Annotated in this window: 17 protein-coding genes and 1 riboswitch; of the genes, 6 read left to right on the top strand and 11 right to left on the bottom strand. The window is 52.3% G+C overall.

Going from position 1 to position 17,974, the window contains the following annotated elements:
* Nucleotides 1-70: 70 nt before the first annotated feature.
* Together glnE and hldE are read left to right on the top strand one after the other, a co-directional pair.
* A complete protein-coding gene (gene glnE, locus ACFK9X_RS20500; protein ID WP_000188306.1) occupies nt 71-2,914 on the top strand; it encodes a bifunctional [glutamate--ammonia ligase]-adenylyl-L-tyrosine phosphorylase/[glutamate--ammonia-ligase] adenylyltransferase in 2,844 nt (947 codons plus the stop codon).
* 47 nt (nt 2,915-2,961) lie between these two features.
* Nucleotides 2,962-4,395, top strand: coding sequence for a bifunctional D-glycero-beta-D-manno-heptose-7-phosphate kinase/D-glycero-beta-D-manno-heptose 1-phosphate adenylyltransferase HldE (gene hldE / locus ACFK9X_RS20495; protein WP_000867682.1), 1,434 nt, complete (start codon nt 2,962-2,964; stop codon nt 4,393-4,395).
* A gap of 159 nt (nt 4,396-4,554) precedes the next feature.
* Here the strand turns inward: hldE and ACFK9X_RS20490 are convergent, their stop codons facing one another.
* The 3 genes from ACFK9X_RS20490 to ACFK9X_RS20480 form a co-directional block, all read right to left on the bottom strand.
* Entirely contained in the window at nt 4,555-4,614 is a 60-nt protein-coding gene (locus ACFK9X_RS20490) for a type I toxin-antitoxin system Ibs family toxin (RefSeq protein ID WP_001804776.1), read from the bottom strand.
* 238 nt (nt 4,615-4,852) lie between these two features.
* Entirely contained in the window at nt 4,853-6,532 is a 1,680-nt protein-coding gene (locus tag ACFK9X_RS20485; RefSeq protein ID WP_000342878.1) for a flotillin family protein, read from the bottom strand.
* Nucleotides 6,533-6,550: 18 nt separating this feature from the next.
* Nucleotides 6,551-7,171 (bottom strand): OB-fold-containig protein, encoded by a 621-nt coding sequence (locus ACFK9X_RS20480; RefSeq protein ID WP_000171738.1) that lies wholly within the window; start codon nt 7,169-7,171, stop codon nt 6,551-6,553.
* 257 nt (nt 7,172-7,428) lie between these two features.
* Between ACFK9X_RS20480 and glgS the strand changes: the two genes are divergently transcribed.
* The gene (gene glgS, locus ACFK9X_RS20475; RefSeq protein WP_000928927.1) at nt 7,429-7,638 is read left to right on the top strand and encodes a cell surface composition regulator GlgS; all 210 of its coding nucleotides are present in this window, start codon (nt 7,429-7,431) and stop codon (nt 7,636-7,638) included.
* A gap of 73 nt (nt 7,639-7,711) precedes the next feature.
* Here glgS and ubiK read toward each other — a convergent pair whose 3' ends face one another.
* Nucleotides 7,712-8,008, bottom strand: a complete 297-nt coding sequence (gene ubiK, locus ACFK9X_RS20470) for a ubiquinone biosynthesis accessory factor UbiK (protein ID WP_000566824.1) — start codon at nt 8,006-8,008, stop codon at nt 7,712-7,714.
* Nucleotides 8,009-8,140: 132 nt separating this feature from the next.
* Nucleotides 8,141-8,339: riboswitch (FMN riboswitch) on the top strand.
* Between the two features lie 105 nt (nt 8,340-8,444).
* Between ubiK and ribB the strand changes: the two genes are divergently transcribed.
* The gene (ribB, locus tag ACFK9X_RS20465) at nt 8,445-9,098 is read left to right on the top strand and encodes a 3,4-dihydroxy-2-butanone-4-phosphate synthase (RefSeq protein ID WP_001076978.1); all 654 of its coding nucleotides are present in this window, start codon (nt 8,445-8,447) and stop codon (nt 9,096-9,098) included.
* A 16-nt stretch (nt 9,099-9,114) separates the two neighbouring features.
* Here ribB and ACFK9X_RS20460 read toward each other — a convergent pair.
* The 4 genes from ACFK9X_RS20460 to ACFK9X_RS20445 all read right to left on the bottom strand — a co-directional run bounded on the left by ACFK9X_RS20460 (nt 9,115) and on the right by ACFK9X_RS20445 (nt 13,763).
* A protein-coding gene (locus ACFK9X_RS20460) for an IS3-like element ISSen1 family transposase (protein ID WP_151117527.1) occupies nt 9,115-10,370 on the bottom strand; the annotation gives its coding sequence in 2 pieces (ribosomal slippage) (nt 9,115-10,019 and nt 10,019-10,370; 1,257 coding nt in all).
* Nucleotides 10,371-10,583: 213 nt separating this feature from the next.
* Nucleotides 10,584-11,261 carry a protein-disulfide oxidoreductase DsbI gene (gene dsbI, locus ACFK9X_RS20455; RefSeq protein WP_151117548.1) on the bottom strand — a complete coding sequence of 226 codons (678 nt, stop codon included), beginning with the start codon at nt 11,259-11,261 and terminating at the stop codon, nt 10,584-10,586.
* 14 nt (nt 11,262-11,275) lie between these two features.
* Nucleotides 11,276-11,947: a thiol:disulfide interchange protein DsbA/DsbL gene (locus tag ACFK9X_RS20450; protein WP_000096230.1), complete on the bottom strand. Its 672-nt coding sequence runs from the start codon at nt 11,945-11,947 to the stop codon at nt 11,276-11,278.
* 19 nt (nt 11,948-11,966) lie between these two features.
* Complete coding sequence (locus ACFK9X_RS20445; RefSeq protein WP_000460265.1) at nt 11,967-13,763, bottom strand: aryl-sulfate sulfotransferase; 1,797 nt, start codon at nt 13,761-13,763, stop codon at nt 11,967-11,969.
* 399 nt (nt 13,764-14,162) lie between these two features.
* Between ACFK9X_RS20445 and ACFK9X_RS20440 the strand changes: the two genes are divergently transcribed.
* Nucleotides 14,163-14,339: a hypothetical protein gene (locus tag ACFK9X_RS20440; RefSeq protein WP_000469259.1), complete on the top strand. Its 177-nt coding sequence runs from the start codon at nt 14,163-14,165 to the stop codon at nt 14,337-14,339.
* 66 nt (nt 14,340-14,405) lie between these two features.
* On the opposite strand, the gene zupT is transcribed toward ACFK9X_RS20440, so the two are convergent.
* Nucleotides 14,406-15,179: a zinc transporter ZupT gene (zupT, locus tag ACFK9X_RS20435; protein WP_000115871.1), complete on the bottom strand. Its 774-nt coding sequence runs from the start codon at nt 15,177-15,179 to the stop codon at nt 14,406-14,408.
* Nucleotides 15,180-15,319: 140 nt separating this feature from the next.
* Between zupT and ygiD the strand changes: the two genes are divergently transcribed.
* Nucleotides 15,320-16,033, top strand: coding sequence for a 4,5-DOPA dioxygenase extradiol (gene ygiD, locus ACFK9X_RS20430; RefSeq protein WP_191964508.1), 714 nt, complete (start codon nt 15,320-15,322; stop codon nt 16,031-16,033).
* 61 nt (nt 16,034-16,094) lie between these two features.
* Here ygiD and ACFK9X_RS20425 read toward each other — a convergent pair whose 3' ends face one another.
* Nucleotides 16,095-17,258: a glutathionylspermidine synthase family protein gene (locus ACFK9X_RS20425; RefSeq protein ID WP_151117543.1), complete on the bottom strand. Its 1,164-nt coding sequence runs from the start codon at nt 17,256-17,258 to the stop codon at nt 16,095-16,097.
* Between the two features lie 5 nt (nt 17,259-17,263).
* Nucleotides 17,264-17,935: a DUF1190 family protein gene (locus ACFK9X_RS20420; protein ID WP_000831528.1), complete on the bottom strand. Its 672-nt coding sequence runs from the start codon at nt 17,933-17,935 to the stop codon at nt 17,264-17,266.
* Nucleotides 17,936-17,974 lie beyond the last annotated feature (39 nt).

Genomic DNA, 17,974 nt, shown 5'->3' with positions numbered 1-17,974 from the left:
GGTATGCGGACTTGTAGGCCGGGTCAGGCGAAACGCCGCCATCCGGCATTATTTAAAGGATATCCCCTAAATGACGCCGCTCTCTTCACCCTTATCGCAGTACTGGCAGACCGTTGTTGAGCGCCTACCAGAAGGATTTACTGAGACATCGCTTAGCGTGCAGGCGAAGTCAGTACTTACATTTAGCGATTTTGCGCTGGATAGCGTGATAGCGCATCCGGAGTGGCTTGCCGAACTGGAATCCGCATCGCCGCAGGCTGATGAATGGCGACATTATGCTGGCTGGTTACAGGAGGCGTTGGCAGGTGTCTGTGACGACGCCTCGCTGATGCGTGAACTGAGGTTTTTTCGTCGTCGCATCATGGTACGCATCGCCTGGGCGCAGACGCTGTCGCTGGTGGACGATGAGACTATTTTACAACAGTTGAGCCATCTGGCGGAGACGCTCATTGTGGGGGCGCGCGACTGGCTGTATGCCGCCTGTTGCCGCGAATGGGGAACCCCCTGTAACCCGCAGGGCGTTCCGCAGCCGCTGTTGATTTTAGGCATGGGCAAGCTGGGCGGCGGCGAACTGAATTTTTCGTCTGATATCGATCTGATTTTCGCCTGGCCGGAACATGGCGAGACCCGGGGCGGGCGTCGTGAACTCGATAACGCCCAGTTTTTTACGCGTCTCGGGCAGCGGCTGATCAAAGCGCTGGATCAGCCCACAATGGATGGTTTTGTCTATCGGGTGGACATGCGCCTGCGACCGTTTGGCGACAGCGGCCCGCTGGTACTGAGTTTTGCCGCGCTGGAGGATTACTATCAGGAGCAAGGACGCGACTGGGAACGCTACGCCATGGTGAAAGCGCGGCTAATGGGCGATAACGACGACGCCTGGTCTCGTGAATTACGCGCCATGCTGCGGCCTTTCGTTTTTCGCCGCTATATCGATTTCAGCGTCATCCAGTCGCTACGTAATATGAAAGGGATGATCGCCCGCGAAGTGCGACGCCGCGGTTTGAAAGACAACATTAAACTTGGCGCGGGCGGTATTCGTGAAATTGAGTTTATCGTGCAGGTATTCCAGCTCATCCGCGGCGGACGCGAGCCGTCGCTACAGTCGCGTTCGTTACTGCCAACGCTGGATGCTATCGCTGCGCTGCATTTGCTGCCTGAGAATGACGTGGCGCAACTGCGCGTGGCCTATCTTTTTCTACGTCGTCTGGAGAATCTGCTGCAAAGCATCAATGACGAACAGACGCAAACGTTGCCTGCCGACGATCTGAATCGGGCGCGGCTGGCCTGGGGAATGAAGGCGGAGAACTGGCCGCAGCTTGTTGGCGAACTGACGGATCATATGGCTAATGTACGCCGCGTATTCAACGAATTAATTGGCGATGATGAAGCCGATACCCCGCAGGAGGAAGAACGTTCAGAGCCGTGGCGTGAAGTATGGCAGGATGCGCTACAGGAGGATGATTCGACGCCAGTGCTGGCGCATTTAGCCGATGAGGATCGGCGACAGGTTCTGACCCTCATCGCTGACTTCCGTAAGGAACTGGATAAACGCCCTATCGGCCCGCGCGGGCGGCAAGTGCTGGACCAACTGATGCCGCACCTGCTTGCTGATGTCTGTTCTCGCGAAGACGCCGCTGTTACGCTATCGCGGATAACGCCGTTGCTGGCGGGGATTGTCACTCGCACCACCTATCTGGAGCTGCTGAGCGAATTTCCCGGCGCGCTGAAACACCTGATTATGCTCTGCGCCGCTTCGCCAATGATAGCGAGCCAATTGGCGCGTTATCCGTTGTTGCTTGATGAACTGCTCGACCCCGGCACGCTTTATCAGCCGACGGCTACCGACGCTTACCGCGACGAATTACGTCAATATTTACTGCGCGTGCCGGAAGAAGACGAAGAACAACAACTGGAGGCATTACGCCAGTTTAAACAGGCACAGCTTTTGCGGATTGCGGCGGCGGATATTGCCGGTACGCTGCCGGTGATGAAAGTGAGCGATCACCTCACATGGCTGGCGGAGGCGATGATTGATGCTGTGGTGCAGCAGGCGTGGACGCAAATGGTTGCGCGTTATGGTCAGCCAGCGCATCTGGACGAGCGCCAGGGGCGGGGGTTTGCGGTTGTCGGTTATGGCAAGTTGGGCGGATGGGAGCTGGGCTACAGTTCCGATCTGGATCTCATCTTCCTGCATGACTGTCCGATGGACGTCATGACCAACGGCGAACGCGAAATCGACGGGCGGCAGTTTTATCTGCGCCTGGCGCAGCGCATTATGCATCTGTTCAGTACGCGCACCTCCTCCGGCATTTTGTATGAGGTGGATGCGCGTCTACGCCCCTCTGGCGCGGCGGGAATGCTGGTGACTTCAGCGGACGCGTTTGCCGATTATCAGCAGCATGAAGCCTGGACCTGGGAACATCAGGCGTTGGTACGCGCTCGCGTGGTATATGGCGACCCGCAGCTTACCTCACAGTTTGATGCGGTACGCCGCACTATCATGACGACGGCGCGCGACGGCAAGACATTGCAGACTGAAGTGCGTGAAATGCGCGAGAAAATGCGGGCGCATCTCGGCAATAAGCATCGTGATCGTTTTGATATTAAAGCTGATGAAGGCGGTATTACGGATATTGAGTTTATCGCGCAATATCTGGTACTGCGCTACGCTCATGAAAAACCTAAATTAACGCGCTGGTCTGATAACGTGCGCATCCTGGAGCTTCTGGCGCAAAACGGCATTATGGATGAACACGAGGCGCAGGCGCTGACGGTAGCCTACACCACACTGCGTGATGAACTGCACCACCTGGCGTTGCAGGAGCTTCCCGGTCATGTGGCGCAGACGTGTTTTAGCAAAGAGCGCGCGCTGGTGCAGGCAAGCTGGCGGAAGTGGCTGGTAGCCGTTTGAATTATGCTATTATCGCGCGCAAATTTTGAATCTCTCAGGAGACAGGAATGAAAGTAAATCTGCCAGCGTTTGAACGTGCAGGCGTCATGGTTGTGGGTGATGTAATGCTGGATCGCTATTGGTATGGCCCCACTTGCCGTATTTCACCGGAAGCGCCGGTGCCCGTGGTTAAGGTAAATACCGTTGAGGAACGTCCGGGCGGCGCGGCGAACGTGGCGATGAACATTGCGTCTCTGGGAGCGAACGCCCGTCTGGTCGGCCTGACGGGTATTGATGACGCCGCGCGCGCGCTGAGCAAAACGTTGGCGGAGGTCAATGTGAAGTGCGACTTCGTCTCGGTGCCGACGCATCCGACGATTACCAAACTGCGCGTGCTATCACGTAATCAGCAGCTCATTCGTCTTGATTTTGAAGAAGGCTTTGAGGGGGTGGACCCGCAGCCGTTGCATGAGCGTATCAACCAGGCGCTGGGATCGATCGGCGCGCTGGTATTGTCCGATTATGCCAAAGGCGCTCTGACCAGCGTGCAGACTATGATTTCCCTGGCGCGCCAGGCGGGCGTGCCGGTGCTCATCGATCCGAAAGGAACGGATTTTGAACGTTACCGCGGCGCCACGCTGCTGACGCCAAACCTTTCTGAATTTGAGGCGGTCGCGGGGAAATGTAAAAGCGAAGACGAACTGGTTGAACGTGGCATGAAACTCATTGCCGATTACGACCTTTCCGCGCTGTTGGTCACGCGTTCCGAACAGGGAATGACGCTGCTGCAACCGAATAAAGCGCCGCTACATATGCCGACGCAGGCGCAGGAAGTTTATGATGTTACCGGTGCGGGCGATACGGTGATCGGCGTGCTGGCGGCGACGCTGGCGGCGGGAAATACCCTGGAAGAGGCGTGTTATTTCGCCAATGCGGCGGCGGGCGTAGTGGTAGGTAAACTCGGGACGTCAACGGTTTCCCCTATTGAGCTGGAAAACGCAGTGCGCGGACGCGCGGATACCGGCTTCGGCGTCATGACCGAAGAGGAGTTGAGACAGGCCGTCGCCAGCGCGCGTAAGCGTGGCGAGAAAGTGGTCATGACCAACGGCGTTTTCGATATTCTGCACGCGGGCCACGTCTCTTATCTGGCGAACGCGCGCAAATTGGGCGACCGCCTGATTGTTGCGGTCAATAGTGACGCCTCGACTAAACGCCTGAAAGGCGAAAGCCGTCCGGTTAATCCGCTCGAACAGCGTATGATCGTGCTGGGCGCGCTGGAGTCGGTCGACTGGGTTGTCTCTTTTGAAGAGGATACGCCGCAACGACTGATTGCCGGTATTCTGCCGGATCTGCTGGTAAAAGGCGGCGACTATAAGCCGGAAGAGATCGCGGGCAGCGAAGAGGTCTGGGCCAACGGCGGCGAAGTCATGGTGCTGAACTTCGAAGATGGTTGTTCCACGACCAATATCATCAAAAAGATCCAGACCGAGAGCGAGAAGTAAAACCGCGACATCAGGCGTTACAGACGCGGCGGGCGCTGATTTTGAAGGCGCGTCGGACATTTTGTTTCGACGCGTATCTCGCGGTTGACGCTGCTTTTTTTTCGACCTAAAGTAAAGGAATAAGGGTGAGAGGGGATCTCTCCCCCCTCTGATTGTCTGTTAGTAAGCTGCGAAACTTATCAGTAACAGAACAATCAGTATGATGACCTGGTGCATCATAACCCTTTCCTTATTAAAGCCCCTTCCTCGGGAGGGGCTTTCCCGTTTCAGCCCCTTGCTGACATCGCGATTGTTGGTGAGTGCCTGTCTGGCGCAAGGGCTTTCTCCCGCCGATTTTGCGTTACTGGATCGCCCACGCAAAATGGCCTGCTGGTCATAACGCTTTGTACAGACAAGGTGGAAAAAAGATAAAAAAATCCCCGGTCTTATGACCAGGGACAGGAGATATGGCGGGGGGTTATTGCTCTTTTATCGTTGCTTCGCGATTAATCTCATCCGTTGCCGATGAAACCAACGGCGTGGTCAGCGCCTTTAGCGAGCCGCCAGCGATGCCAATCTCGTTTAACAGCGAATCGATCAGCGGTGCCTGGGTACGATAGGTGAGCGCGGCAGATAACGCTTGTTCCGCCAGGTTTCCCCCGTTAGCGCCGCCAGCGGCGACGTCGCCCGCCGTCGCGCCGCGATTGAGGCCATCGACCTGAATAATCTTAATGCCGTCGATGGATTTCATCGGTTCAACAGACTTCTCAATAACAGCAGGCAACGATTGTAAGAGCGCTAGTTTAAATTTGAGGCTGGTTTGTTCGTCAGAAAGCACGTTGATAGCGTCATTCAGCGCCCGTTGCGCTTCGGCTTCCGCCAGACCTTTTTTACGCGTTGCTTCCGCCAGTTCGATGATGGCGGCGGCTTGCAATTCTGCCGCTTCTTTCTCTGCTTTTGCCCGAACGGTCAGTTCGACCGCTTTGGTTTCCGCATCCTGCGCCGCGGCGATCAGAGCGACCTGCTTGGCGCGATCCGCTTCGGCGGTCTGGCGGGTGGTTTCTACGTTTTGCTGGGCGCGAACCGCATCGGCCAGCGCGTCGTTGGCGCGCGCTTCCGCTTGCGATTGCTGCTCGGATTTGGCGGCAATGGCGATAGATTTCGTCTGGTTGGCGATTTCTGTCACCTGTTGCTGTTCTATCTCTTTAATACGTACTTCACGCTCGGCCTCAACTTTCCTGGACCGTACTGCTTGCTCACGTTCGATCTCCGTCTCCTGGATCTGCCGCTCAGCAAGAATGCGCGTCTGTTCTGCTTCACGATGGCGCTCGGCCTCAAAAGCGGCAATTTTGGCGTTTTGTTCGGCGGTGCGGGTTTTAACCTGTTGCTCCTGCTCCAGAGTCATAAAGGCTTCTTGCTGCTCGATTTCCAGCTTGCGTTCAAGCGCGTCGCGGTTCTTTTCGCGCACCGCCACTTCCACATCCTGTTCCACTTCATTACGTTCACGACGGCGGCGTTCGGTTTCCTGCGTCAGTTTCGTCAGACCTTCGGCATCAAAGGCGTTGTTTGGGTTGAAATGCTCTTTGGACGTTTGGTTAAAGTTGGTTAATGAGACGCTTTCCAGTTCCAGGCCGTTTTTCGACAAATCTTCCGCAACGGTGTTTTGTACGCCCTGAACGAAGTTTTCACGCGTATCCTGTAGCTCATGCATCGTCATCTGGGCCGCGGTAGCGCGTAAGGCGTCAACGAATTTATCCTCAACCAGCATACGCAGATCTTCCGGCGACAGCGTTCGCTGGCCAAGCGTTTGTGCGGCGGTAGCAATACCTTCAACAGAGGGTTTTACACGCACGAAGAAAGCAACGACCACGTCAACGCGCATACGATCTTTGGTGATCAGGCTATCGACGGTAGCACGGCTAACTTCAAGTTTTAGGGTATTCATATTGATCGGAATAATTTCGTGAAAGATTGGCATCACAATAGCGCCGCCGCTCATCACCACTTTTTGCCCGCCAAGCCCGGTACGGACAAACGCCTGTTCCGCAGATGCGCGGCGATAGAGGCGAGCAAAAATGATCCCGATAATTAGTAAGACGATAACCGCAACGATGGCGGTAAACATCCATGATGGCAATATGCCAAAAACATCATCCATTATGTAAGTTCCTCTCAATTAGACATAGAAGTTACGCTCAGCCAAATAACGCGTTGCGGAAAGTCGGCAGACAATCAGCACTTTGTCTCCTTTTTTAAATTCTTTTCCCTTTTCAGGTTCCAGCAGTAAATAGTGAATCTGGCCGAACTTATCGGTAAATTTTCCTTCGCAAGGTGTACCGGCGACGGCGGCGTGGCCGGTAATTATCGCCATGCCGCCGATAAATTCCTCTTCCCGGAGGGCGGAGCTTTCATCTCTGGGTAGCCAGGGCGCGAGGATTTTTCCGCTGTAATGCACGGCAAAGACCGACAGGACAATGCTCAACGGGACCAGCAGCAGATTGCTGAGCGGCGCTTGCCAGAGCATGATCCCGCCATGCTGGATGAGGATACCGAAGAGGCCGAAATAACCGGCCAATAGACAGAGGACGACCAGGGCGGGAACGCGTCCAATATTCAGATAATGAAGCGCCTGGCCCGCAGGGCCGGATGACAGGGCGTCATAATGATCGAGATGGGCGTCGAGCGCGCCTGAAAGAAAGTGGCCAAAAATCAGCGAAATCATCTCCAGCACGCCGATAAAGAAAACGAACGCGATGGCAAACAGATAGGGGCTGTTATACTCCGCAAATAAGGTCATATTTTCTATCCTTGTCGCCGCCTTCAGAAGGGGGTTCGCGTGATAATTTTCATGCTTGTTATTTCATTGCGTTACAATATCATGTGACCCATATCTCCTTAAGTCCGAAAAGCGATTTATCCGTCGTTATCTTTGGTGAATATTGTGATTTTGCGCATTAAATTTGCGCACGTTATGTATAAAACCGCCGTACATATAGGGAAATACTGAAATTAGAAAAAGCATATAGCCTTAACAGAATTCAATAACTGGAGGGTATGCTGATGAACAACAATAACGTCTATTCATTAAATAATTTCGATTTTCTGGCGCGCAGTTTTGCCAGAATGCAGGCGGAGGGGCGTCCTGTTGATATCCAGGCGGTAACCGGCAATATGGACGAGGAGCACCGCGACTGGTTTTGCAAGCGTTACGCGCTTTACTGCCAGCAGGCGACTCAGGCGAAAAGGTTAGAATTAGAACACTAATGCAGGCTCCCTTTACAGGTGCAGGGCATTATTCAGATCTTATATGAGCGGGCCGTCAGGCCCGTTCACGTTTTTACTCTTGTGGATCGACTGGCGGGATGGCGGGCGCAGGTTTTACTTCTTCAGGTTTGTCGCGAGCTTCCAGTTCGCTGAGGCGTTGCTCCAGCAGCGCCAGTTTTTCCCGGGTGCGCAGCAAGACCTGAGTCTGGACATCAAACTCTTCGCGGCTCACCAGATCGAGACGCGTCAGCTGAGATTGCAGCGTTTGACGGATTTTTTTCTCGATATCTTCCCCGAACTCGCGAATACCTTTCGGCATTGACTCATGAACCTGGCGTGCGATTTGCTCAATTTTTTTCGGGTCAATCATTGTGGTTTCCCTGAACTGGTAAGTGTTAGCTCTTATTGTAGTGCGATATGTGGACGCCATAAACCAGAATTGTGTGACGTCATACGGAGTAAAGGCGTTGATGAAGGTAATCAATAGCGTTATAGTTAACCCGCTTATTCTCAGGGCGGGGCGAAATTCCCCACCGGCGGTAAATCAGCGATGTTTAACGCATTTCTCATCACGGCGCGCCGTGACGGAACGCGGAGAGCAGGTTGAAAGCCCGCGAGCGCTTTTTGCCATAGCGAAAAGGTCAGCAGATCCGGTGTAATTCCGGGGCCGACGGTTAAAGTCCGGATGGGAGAGGGTAACGATCCAGTCGGGCATGGACCCGCTCACGTTATTTTTTTGCCGCTTGTCGGCACTCCTAAGACTGCCCTGATTCTGGTAACCATAATGTTAATGAGGTTTTTTTACCATGAATCAGACGCTACTTTCCTCTTTTGGTACGCCTTTTGAACGTGTTGAACTTGCACTGGATGCGCTGCGTGAAGGACGCGGTGTGATGGTGCTTGATGATGAAGATCGTGAAAACGAAGGCGATATGATTTTCCCCGCAGAGACGATGACCGTAGAACAGATGGCGTTAACCATTCGTCACGGTAGCGGTATTGTTTGCCTGTGTATTACTGAAGATCGTCGTAAGCAGCTCGACTTGCCAATGATGGTGGAAAACAACACCAGCGCCTACGGCACCGGTTTTACCGTGACCATTGAAGCCGCAGAAGGCGTGACCACCGGCGTTTCCGCCGCTGACCGTGTCACTACGGTGCGTGCGGCAATTAAGGATGGCGCAAAACCGTCCGATCTTAACCGTCCGGGGCACGTTTTCCCACTGCGCGCTCAGGCGGGCGGCGTGCTGACGCGCGGCGGTCATACGGAGGCGACCATCGATCTGATGACGCTGGCCGGTTTTAAACCTGCAGGTGTACTGTGCGAGTTGACTAACGACGATGGGACGATGGCGCGCGCGCCGGAGTGTATCGCGTTTGCAGGCCAGCATAATATGGCGGTAGTCACGATTGAAGATCTGGTGGCTTACCGCCAGGCGCATGAGCGCAAAGCCAGCTGATCGAACGGATCATTGACTAGTCCTGATATAGGTTGACAGTTTTTTGTCTGTAAAACGCCTGATGAACATCATCGGGCGTTTTGTATTTCAGGGCCAGGTGTGGCCGTTCATGGTTATAAATTGCCACGGACTCTTTTACTATTTCCCGCGCTTGCTCCAGGTCTGCAGGACGCGAGAGTAAAAACTCATTTTTCAGTATCCCGTTTATTCTCTCAGCCAGCGCATTCTGGTAGCAGTCGTAACCATCGGTCATTGAAAAGGTTATTCCGTTTCGCTCATGAACTGACTGATAAAGTACCGAACAGTATTGCAGTCCTCTGTCAGAGCGATGTACCAGCGGACCTGTCGTTTTTCTCCGCCTCAGAGCCTGCCTGAACGCCTTTACCACATTTTCTGTCTGCAGGTTTTCCCCGACATGGTAACCCACGATTTTTCTGGAGCAGGCATCGGTGACCAGACTCAGATAGGCCGTGCCGCTGCGTAGTGGAAGGTAAGTAATATCGGCGACCCAGACCTGCTCTGGCTCAAGGGCGGTAACCTGTTCAGGGCCGGGTTTCAGCAGATTAGGATGCCGGTAAAAGCGATGATGGCTGTTGGTGGTTTTGTGATATGCCCGTTTCACGGGGACCAGGAGCCGGTATTCACCCAGCAGATTAAACAGACGGTCCCGTCCGATATTCAGCGTTTTATCGGCCTGCATGTTCAGCAGATAGTGCAGTTTACGCGTACCGATTCGCGGCTGGCGGCACCGGGTACGGGCAACAAAATCAAGAACCTGAGCATGATGCTCCTGCCGTTTATTACATCTTGTATTGTACTGGTACCACGCCTGTCTGCTGTGCCCCAGGAACTGACATGCACGCGTAACTGTTATTTTGGGGGCCTGACTTTGCGTGAGGACTTGCCGGGCCGCTTTTTTACAACACTTACCCCGTAATCATTTTTCAGGACGTTGATAACGGACTCAAAAAACTCAGCTTTCTGGTTTGCCAGCTCAAGCTGTTCTTCAAGTTCCCTGATTCTTTGCTCGGGTGTCAGCGGGATAGTTGTCTGAGCCACAGGCAGTTTCCTCTTCACCAGGTCAGGAAGTCCGGGTCTCCAGTCAAGCCGGCCATATTTACGCAGCCAGACAAGTACGGTGGAGCGCCCCTGAATGCCATATCGCTGCTGGGCCTGTTTATAGGTCATCTCGCCTTTTTCGACCTGCTCAACGACGGCTATTTTAAAGGATAGAGGATAATCGCGTTGGGTGCGTTTGAACTCAGTCATCATCACGTTCTCCGGATTTAAGTCTGGAACGTGTCAACGCTATTCAGGACGGGTCACATGGTTGAAAAAAGCCGATGAGATGTCATCGGCTTTTTTGTATTCCTTCGGTGCCATATTGTTCAGTTTCAAAGAACGACGAATAAGCTGAATGGTAAAATTATTGTGAGAAAAGCAGAGGCCTGAATGCAGACCTCTGCTTTGGTTTATCTATTCAGGTTATTTGCCTCTGGCCAGTTTCAATGCCCAGGCGCCGCTCATCACCAGCAGCAGAATCAGGCACAACCCAAAGGCCAACATACATGCCTGCGCCATGTTCATAAAGTGCCAGGGCGGAAGCAGATACCAGCCTTCGGACTGCTGGTAGAGATCGACAAACCACTGCTGTACGCTACTGAGCGTTACGCCATCAGGGACGATAGGCGCGTCATAACCGCAGTCTCCGGTAGGTTTAAACCACTCCGGTGCCCATTCCGCCAACGGTAAGTTGAAAGGAAAGGTCGGGTCAGTCGAACATCCTTGCACGCCAAAAAGTGAATCGGGGTCCGCATTATGTACCGCATGATGGATACCATTAAGCTTAATAGAAAACTTAATGCCCATAATGCTGCCATAAAACGCCGCGATGCAGCCAATCAGCTTCAGCACGATATTTTTGGGATTTATCGCCGCAATCACCCCGCCAATTACCATCACAAACATCGCGTAACGAATGTAAACACACTGTTCGCACGGCGCCATGTAGAGATAGATTTGGAAGAACGAGTGCGCCAGGATAATTAACCTTCCCATCGCGATGTCCATTAACAGCCACAGAAAGCGCTGTTCCTGCCATCTCACCAGCGTATCTACTGGTCTTGCGCGTAGGTCTCGCCATAATCCCTTAATAAAATCCATAATCGTTTCCCTGCTTATTTTTTAGTGGCCAGTTCCCGAACGAGTTCAGCCATAGAATCGATGGATTTGATGTTTTTGGTATAGATAAGGTACTTGCCGTTGACGACGTAAGCCGGAACACCCTGAATTTTGGCAACGTCATAGGCGGCTTTCCATTTTTCCAGCGTCTCCTGAACGGCAGGATCTTTCAGCGCCGCTTCAAAATCAGCCTGGCTCATGCCTGCGGCGTCCAGCCCGGTTTTAATAAATGCCGCCGGATCTTTCCCATCTGACCAGCGCTCTTTCTTATCATGGTAAGCCGCATACCAGGCGAACTTCGCTTTTTTGAATTGTGATTTAGCATCAAATAACGAAATCCCGGCAGCTTTATCTTTGGCGATCAGGACTGCAAATACTTCGCTGGCCTGTTTGCCATATTCGCCTTTTGTTTCCAGGTGGAACGGAGTGAACGTAACGAGATCGGCTACTTTATCAGAAACCGGACCTGTTACGGCTTTGTCATATTTGTAGCAGAAAGGGCAGGCGTAGCTAAATACCTTAATCAGCGTTTTATCCGCATTAGGAATCGGTTTCTCCAGAACCATATAATCTGTGCCCTCGGTAAAAGCCGATGCCGCAAAAGGAGTGACCAATGCCGCGGTTAATACTACGCTTTTAAATAAAGAGGTAATCCATTTAGATGACATATTAATTCCTTCCCGTGATTTATTTAAACATTTGCGTTGGATGAACCAGTAACGCACGATAGTGAGTCTGGTTGGGCTTATCCGACAGCACATCAATTTCAACTTTCACTTCTTTCGTTTTATAGTCAATCTCATTCAGTTTGCCGACTGTTGGTTTACCAACGTCGAACAGGTTAATAGAACCGCCAAAGCCGAACATGGTGTCGCGGTCTTTTTGATATTCAACAACCGAGGTAATAGGACTATAGAAATCATATCCACGTTCTTTACCGTATTCCCAAACTTGTTGTACGGTGCCTTTCTTCTCATCGATCTTATATTCGACAAAACGGGAATATTTCATGGTCGGTAGAGCCGGTTGCTCCAGGCCGCGACCATCGCCGTTATCAAAGACCGTTAACGTGCCTTTGCTGGAAAGCCATGCCGTATGTTGGGTATAGGTGAAATCGAAATCGGTGTCCTTACACTTGCCGTTTTCGTCACAGGTCAACGGCTTACCATGATCGTCTACCGGTTTCAGCAATTTACTGGCTAGCTGCTTATTCCAGCCTTTAGACGGTGCCAGTATCCATTTCACCTGCTTATCGCGACCAATTTTTACAATACCCTGATGGCGGGAAGAAAGGATGATGGAGTCGTCTTTCGCGTCATAAGCGATAGAGTTGACGTGCGCCCAGTTACGACCGGCACCAACGCCAAGCGCATCGCCATACGGCGTATCCGGTTCAAGTTTCGCCTGCTGTCCGGCATGGGCCAGATCGACGTTCACGCATACTGCGCCCGCATCCAGCGCGCCGAGCAGCGCATCACGCATAGGGTCGAGGATTTTGGTTAAATCCCAAACGTCTACTACGCGGCCAGACTTATCGACCTCAATGATTTGGTCACGAATAGTATGAACATGTATGCCGTCTTCTTTGCGGTAATCGCGTTTGCCGACGCGCAGCAGTACGGTGCCGTTCACGGTTTCGATGGATTCATGAGACGCATCCAGGAACCCGCGCGGCAGTTTATGATCGGCAAGAATTTGCCCCATCATGTCAAACTCGTACCAGTGTTGGCCCTGCACCGCGGTAAAGGTGCCGCGAGGCGTTTCACGAATACCCATCAGGTAGCCGCGTTTGTTGATATTCATATCGTGGCCGTCGTAGAAGGTATCTTGATCCAGCCACCAGCGGTATTCACCCTGGGTGTCGACCACAAACGTATAAGGGGCGATATCGAAAGGCAAAGCACCGCCCGCCGGACCGGCATCAAGAATGCCCGCATTTTTATCTTTTTCGCCGTGCCAGTGAAATTCAGCGCCCTGCGGCGTAAAGGTATGGGTATTTACCAGATAAAGGCGATCTTCAAATCCTGGCGCGACTTTAATAACTTTCGTTTGCTGGAGATCTGAAATAGAACGGTTATCCATATAATGGTTGACGATGGCGGACGTCTGCACCACATAGTCATCCTTCATGGCTTTGCCGTTTTCTTTATATTCTACCGTGACGTTGTTGGCAAATTTCTGATAAAGGCCAAAAATAGGAATACCGTCATAGGTTTCTAAAGATTCTTTCCCAACGGTATAAGTAACAGGAACGCCTTTTTCCCCTTTGCCATGTACAGTAACTTTAACGTCTGAAATAACGTGGCTATCTAATTCCACCAGTGCGGTGAGAGGGGCATTACCGTAAGGATCGACAACGACTGCGCCTAATTTCCCTGCGGGCTGCGCCGGTTGAAAACCTGCGGCAAACGTACTGGCTGCGGTGAGTCCGCATGTCAGTGCGACGGCGCCGGCAAGTATTGTTTTCCGGTATTGGTCAAACATGGATATATCTCCTTATATACAACTTCTAAATATAATACTTCTGAATATACTATGTTTTTATGAATAATAAATGAGGTAAATGATTGGTCTTTAAATATAAGTCATGATGCTGTTACTTATTTTAAAGTATATTCTGTATCAATATTTTTTAATTGCCTGAGTGAGTCGATAGTAGGAGTGTGATATTTTAAGAACAATATAAATTAGTACGAAGTGTGATCTTATCGACATTGTTTTCTGCTTAATACCTCTTTCATTATTGTGTTTCACCACTGATTTATATGATCAAAATCATTTATTTGTTCCACAAATATGCCAGTATATGAATACGTCAAAATAAGGGTATGTAGAATTTTAACGTTAAATGTTTAGTGATGTTAAATTTTAAGGGTAAAAAGGATGTTTATTGCCTGGTATTGGATAATATTAATCGTTCTGGTGGTAGTAGGGTATATTTGCCATATGAAGCGTTATTGCAGAGCGTTTCGGCAAGACAGAGATGCATTACTTGAAGCGCGAACGAAACGTTTTCGCCAGACGAGCGAAGGCGACAGCGTGATGAATGAGCAGAAATAGCGCATATCCTTGACGGGAAGCCGGATGTTGCCTGGCTAAAGGCCTGCATCCGGCGCGACGTTTCTCTTAACCGATACCTATAGTCTGCAAAATGACGAGACTGAGCCCCATGATGGACATACCGCAAAGCACGCCATAGCTGGGGTTATTGTTAGGATCGATCTCTTTTGCCAGCGGCATCAGTTCATCGACGGAGAGCGCCACCATAATACCGGCGACTGCCGCCATGATAGCCGCCATAACGATTGGCGAAACCAGACTGCCCAAAATCAGCCACGCCAGCACGCCGCCAAGAATTTCCGCCATGCCGGAGATACCGGCCCAAAAAATCGCGGTACGTTTTGAGCCCGTCGCGGCATAAACCGGACCGGCAACCGCCAGACCTTCAGGAATATTGTGCAACGCCACCGCCAGTGCGATGCCGAAACCCAGTTCAAGATTGCTGCTGGCAGTGACAAAGGTGGCGATCCCTTCCGGAAAGTTATGCAGGCTAATGCCGAGCGTCAATAAAATCGCAGTGCGTTTTATCGAGCCGGGAAGCGGCTGCTGCCTTTTTTGCATCAGATCCTGCGGATGAGCGTGAGGAAGCAGGCGGTCCAGCCCGAAGTAGCCCAACAGGCCGATAATAAACATTCCGTAGCCCAGTACAGGCGACATCCCCTCGGTATCAAGCGCGGCGGGCAGCATCTCCATCAGCGAGATGAGCAGCATGATCCCTGCGGCGAAGCCCAGCGAAAAAGCCAGCACGCGGTTAGACGGTTTTTGGCCGAGAACGCCAAGAAACGCGCCAATAAAGGTGGCGGCGCCCGCCAGTAAGGTCAGAATAAGTGGTACTGACATCCATTACTCCTTATCAATTTGCCGTCCGAACCTGACCTTCAAAATAACTGATGATCTTCATCATAGTTATCTGAGTTCTTCCTCTGTGAAGAAAGCGTATGGTGATGTTAACAAAATGTCTTTCCTGTAAGGATAACATCATGTCTTTAACGTGTATGCCAGCATTGTTTTTGGGGCATGGCAGCCCGATGAACGTGCTGGACGATAATGATTATACCCGCGGGACGGGCGTCACAGCGATGGAAAGGCCGCAAACTCTCCATGATTTTGGCGGTTTTCCGCAGGCGCTGTATGACACGCATTATCCGGCCCCTGGATCGCCTGCGCTGGCGCAGCGTCTGGTTGAACTGTTGGCTCCCGTTCCCGTCGCGCTCGATAAAGAAGCGTGGGGATTTGATCACGGCTCCTGGGGCGTATTGATCAAGATGTACCCGAATGCGGATATCCCGATGGTGCAGCTTAGTGTTGATAGTACCAAACCGGCGGCATGGCATTTTGAGGTGGGCCGTAAACTGGCGACGCTGCGTGACGAAGGCGTGATGCTGGTGGCCAGCGGGAATGTAGTTCATAACCTGCGGACTGTGCGTTGGCACGGTGACAATATACCGTATCCCTGGGCGGCGTCATTTAATGACTTTGTGAAAGCCAATCTGACGTGGCAGGGGCCGGTAGAACAGCACCCGCTGGTGAATTATCTGCAACATGAAGGGGGGGCCTTATCGAACCCGACGCCGGAGCACTTTTTACCTTTGCTGTATGTACTTGGCGCCTGGGACGGCAAGGAACCTATCACCATCCCGGTCGACGGTATTGAGATGGGCAGTATAAGTATGTTGTCGGTGCAGGTGGGGTAGGCCGGATAAGGCGCTGAATGATTGCCCGATGGCGCTACGCGCATCGGGCTTACAGGAGAATCTATCCTTCGACAAAAATATGCGGATAGAAGCGGGAGAGATCCTGGGTGATCTGCGCCCGATCTTCACGGATACCAATTCCGGCGGGCTGATCGTTAATCAGCCAGCTACCAATCAGGGTGTAACTGTCGCCGAATTTTGGCAGCGGATAGAACTGTTGCACGATCATACCCTCTTCACCATACGGGCCTTCCACGGATTCGATCGTTTTACCGTTCTCAATAATCGATACGTTCGCCCCTTCGCGGGAGAAGATCGGTTTCACGACATATTTATCCATTTGTGGATGTTCGTCTTCGGCGAAATACGCAGGCAACAGATTCGGATGGTCCGGGAACATCTCCCACAACAGCGGCAATAACGCTTTATTGGAGATAATGCTTTTCCAGGCCGGTTCCAGCCAGCGCACGCCGGCATCTTCCAGCTTGGTGGAAAACATCTCGCGCAGCATAAATTCCCACGGATAGAGCTTGAACAGGTTCGCAATGACCTGATCCTGCAGATCCGTAAATTGGCCTTTTTCCCCCAGACCAATATCGTCGATATAGAGAAATTCGGTGGCGATTTCCGCTTCGGCCGCGCAGTCCTGTAAATACTGAATGGTGCCGCGATCCTCAACCGTATCGCGACAGCAGGTGAGATGCAGCAACTGAAAACCGTACTGCTCGCGAAGTTCAGCAAAGCGTTCAATCAGCTTTTCCTGCAGGCTATTAAACTGATCGCTGCCTTCCGGCAGATTGCCCGCGTTGATCTGATCTTCCAGCCAAATCCACTGAAAAAACGCCGCTTCATACAGCGATGTTGGCGTGTCGGCATTATTTTCGAGCAGCTTAGGCTCGCCGATGCCGTCCCAGGCCAAATCGAGGCGGGAATAGAGCGACGGTTGTTGCGTTTGCCAGGACTGGCGAACAAAACCCCAGGTATGTTTTGGAATACGAAACTTCGTCATCAGCTCATCGCTGGCGATGACGCGTTCTACTACCTTGAGGCACATCTGGTGCAGCTCGGCGGTAACGTCTTCCAGTTTTTCCACCTGGGCGAGCGTTAACTTGTAATAAGCGTCTTCACACCAGTACGGTTCACCATACATAGTGTGAAAATTAAACCCGTATTCAGTCGCTTTATCGCGCCAGTCCGGGCGCTCGGTAATACTGACTCTTTCCATGCGTATCAGCCGCCCATCGAACGTGTTGAAGTACCGGCAGCGCTACGCTGCATGGTGCTCTGTTTGGCGACGGATTCGCCAAAACCGCCGCGGGTAACGGTTGTTGTGGTGGCAGGTTTCGGCGCCATCGCGGTTTTCGGTACGGTCATTGTCCGGCCCGGTTGCGCCGCGCCGTAGTTTTTACCTGCCGCATCGGTATATTTGCCGTATGCAGGGCTGGCCGGGTTTTTCGAGCTAAACAGCGGCTGTTGCGCAAAGCCTGCGCCGCCGCCCATCAGACGCCCCATCATGTAACCTGCCATAAGCGGCATCCAGAAACTGCCGCTGGATTGTTGGGCCTGCGCCTGATTTTCCGGCGCCATGCCAGCCTGTGCGGGCGCTTGCTGGCACTGGCCTTCGCCAAACTCAGCGACGCAATCTTCGCGTGTAGCGTACTTAGGCGCAGTACGTTCGGCCTCTTTCAGCGCATTGTTATACGCGGTTGTACATTCCGCGCTTTTGCCCGGATTCGCCGCTGAACAGTCATCAGCGTTTTGATACAGCGATACGGTTTCATCGCTTTTTTCACAGCCAGCCAGCATAAAAACAGCCGTAACCGCCAGGGCGACCGGCGTTAAATGCCGCGCGCTCCAGCTTTTGCGAAATGATGCGTGATGGATGGATTTTGTCCGTTTCATATTTGTCTTCCAGGACCCAGTGGTAAATACAACATGCGT

The organism is Salmonella sp. WC3, from assembly GCF_042932255.1.
Classification (GTDB): domain Bacteria; phylum Pseudomonadota; class Gammaproteobacteria; order Enterobacterales; family Enterobacteriaceae; genus Salmonella; species Salmonella enterica.
This window is presented reverse-complemented; position numbering and strand designations above follow the sequence as displayed.

What these genes read in the sequence shown, in the direction of transcription:
- ygiD (WP_191964508.1), top strand. Translation starts at nt 15,320, where the DNA reads ATGTCTTTAACGTGTATGCCAGCATTGTTTTTGGGGCATGGCAGCCCG.
- hldE (WP_000867682.1), top strand. Translation starts at nt 2,962, where the DNA reads ATGAAAGTAAATCTGCCAGCGTTTGAACGTGCAGGCGTCATGGTTGTG.
- ubiK (WP_000566824.1), bottom strand. Translation starts at nt 8,008, where the DNA reads ATGATTGACCCGAAAAAAATTGAGCAAATCGCACGCCAGGTTCATGAG.
- ACFK9X_RS20480 (WP_000171738.1), bottom strand. Translation starts at nt 7,171, where the DNA reads ATGACCTTATTTGCGGAGTATAACAGCCCCTATCTGTTTGCCATCGCG.
- ACFK9X_RS20440 (WP_000469259.1), top strand. Translation starts at nt 14,163, where the DNA reads ATGTTTATTGCCTGGTATTGGATAATATTAATCGTTCTGGTGGTAGTA.
- ACFK9X_RS20485 (WP_000342878.1), bottom strand. Translation starts at nt 6,532, where the DNA reads ATGGATGATGTTTTTGGCATATTGCCATCATGGATGTTTACCGCCATC.
- glgS (WP_000928927.1), top strand. Translation starts at nt 7,429, where the DNA reads ATGCTGATGAACAACAATAACGTCTATTCATTAAATAATTTCGATTTT.
- ACFK9X_RS20425 (WP_151117543.1), bottom strand. Translation starts at nt 17,258, where the DNA reads ATGGAAAGAGTCAGTATTACCGAGCGCCCGGACTGGCGCGATAAAGCG.
- ACFK9X_RS20420 (WP_000831528.1), bottom strand. Translation starts at nt 17,935, where the DNA reads ATGAAACGGACAAAATCCATCCATCACGCATCATTTCGCAAAAGCTGG.
- ACFK9X_RS20445 (WP_000460265.1), bottom strand. Translation starts at nt 13,763, where the DNA reads ATGTTTGACCAATACCGGAAAACAATACTTGCCGGCGCCGTCGCACTG.
- dsbI (WP_151117548.1), bottom strand. Translation starts at nt 11,261, where the DNA reads ATGGATTTTATTAAGGGATTATGGCGAGACCTACGCGCAAGACCAGTA.
- ACFK9X_RS20450 (WP_000096230.1), bottom strand. Translation starts at nt 11,947, where the DNA reads ATGTCATCTAAATGGATTACCTCTTTATTTAAAAGCGTAGTATTAACC.
- zupT (WP_000115871.1), bottom strand. Translation starts at nt 15,179, where the DNA reads ATGTCAGTACCACTTATTCTGACCTTACTGGCGGGCGCCGCCACCTTT.
- glnE (WP_000188306.1), top strand. Translation starts at nt 71, where the DNA reads ATGACGCCGCTCTCTTCACCCTTATCGCAGTACTGGCAGACCGTTGTT.
- ribB (WP_001076978.1), top strand. Translation starts at nt 8,445, where the DNA reads ATGAATCAGACGCTACTTTCCTCTTTTGGTACGCCTTTTGAACGTGTT.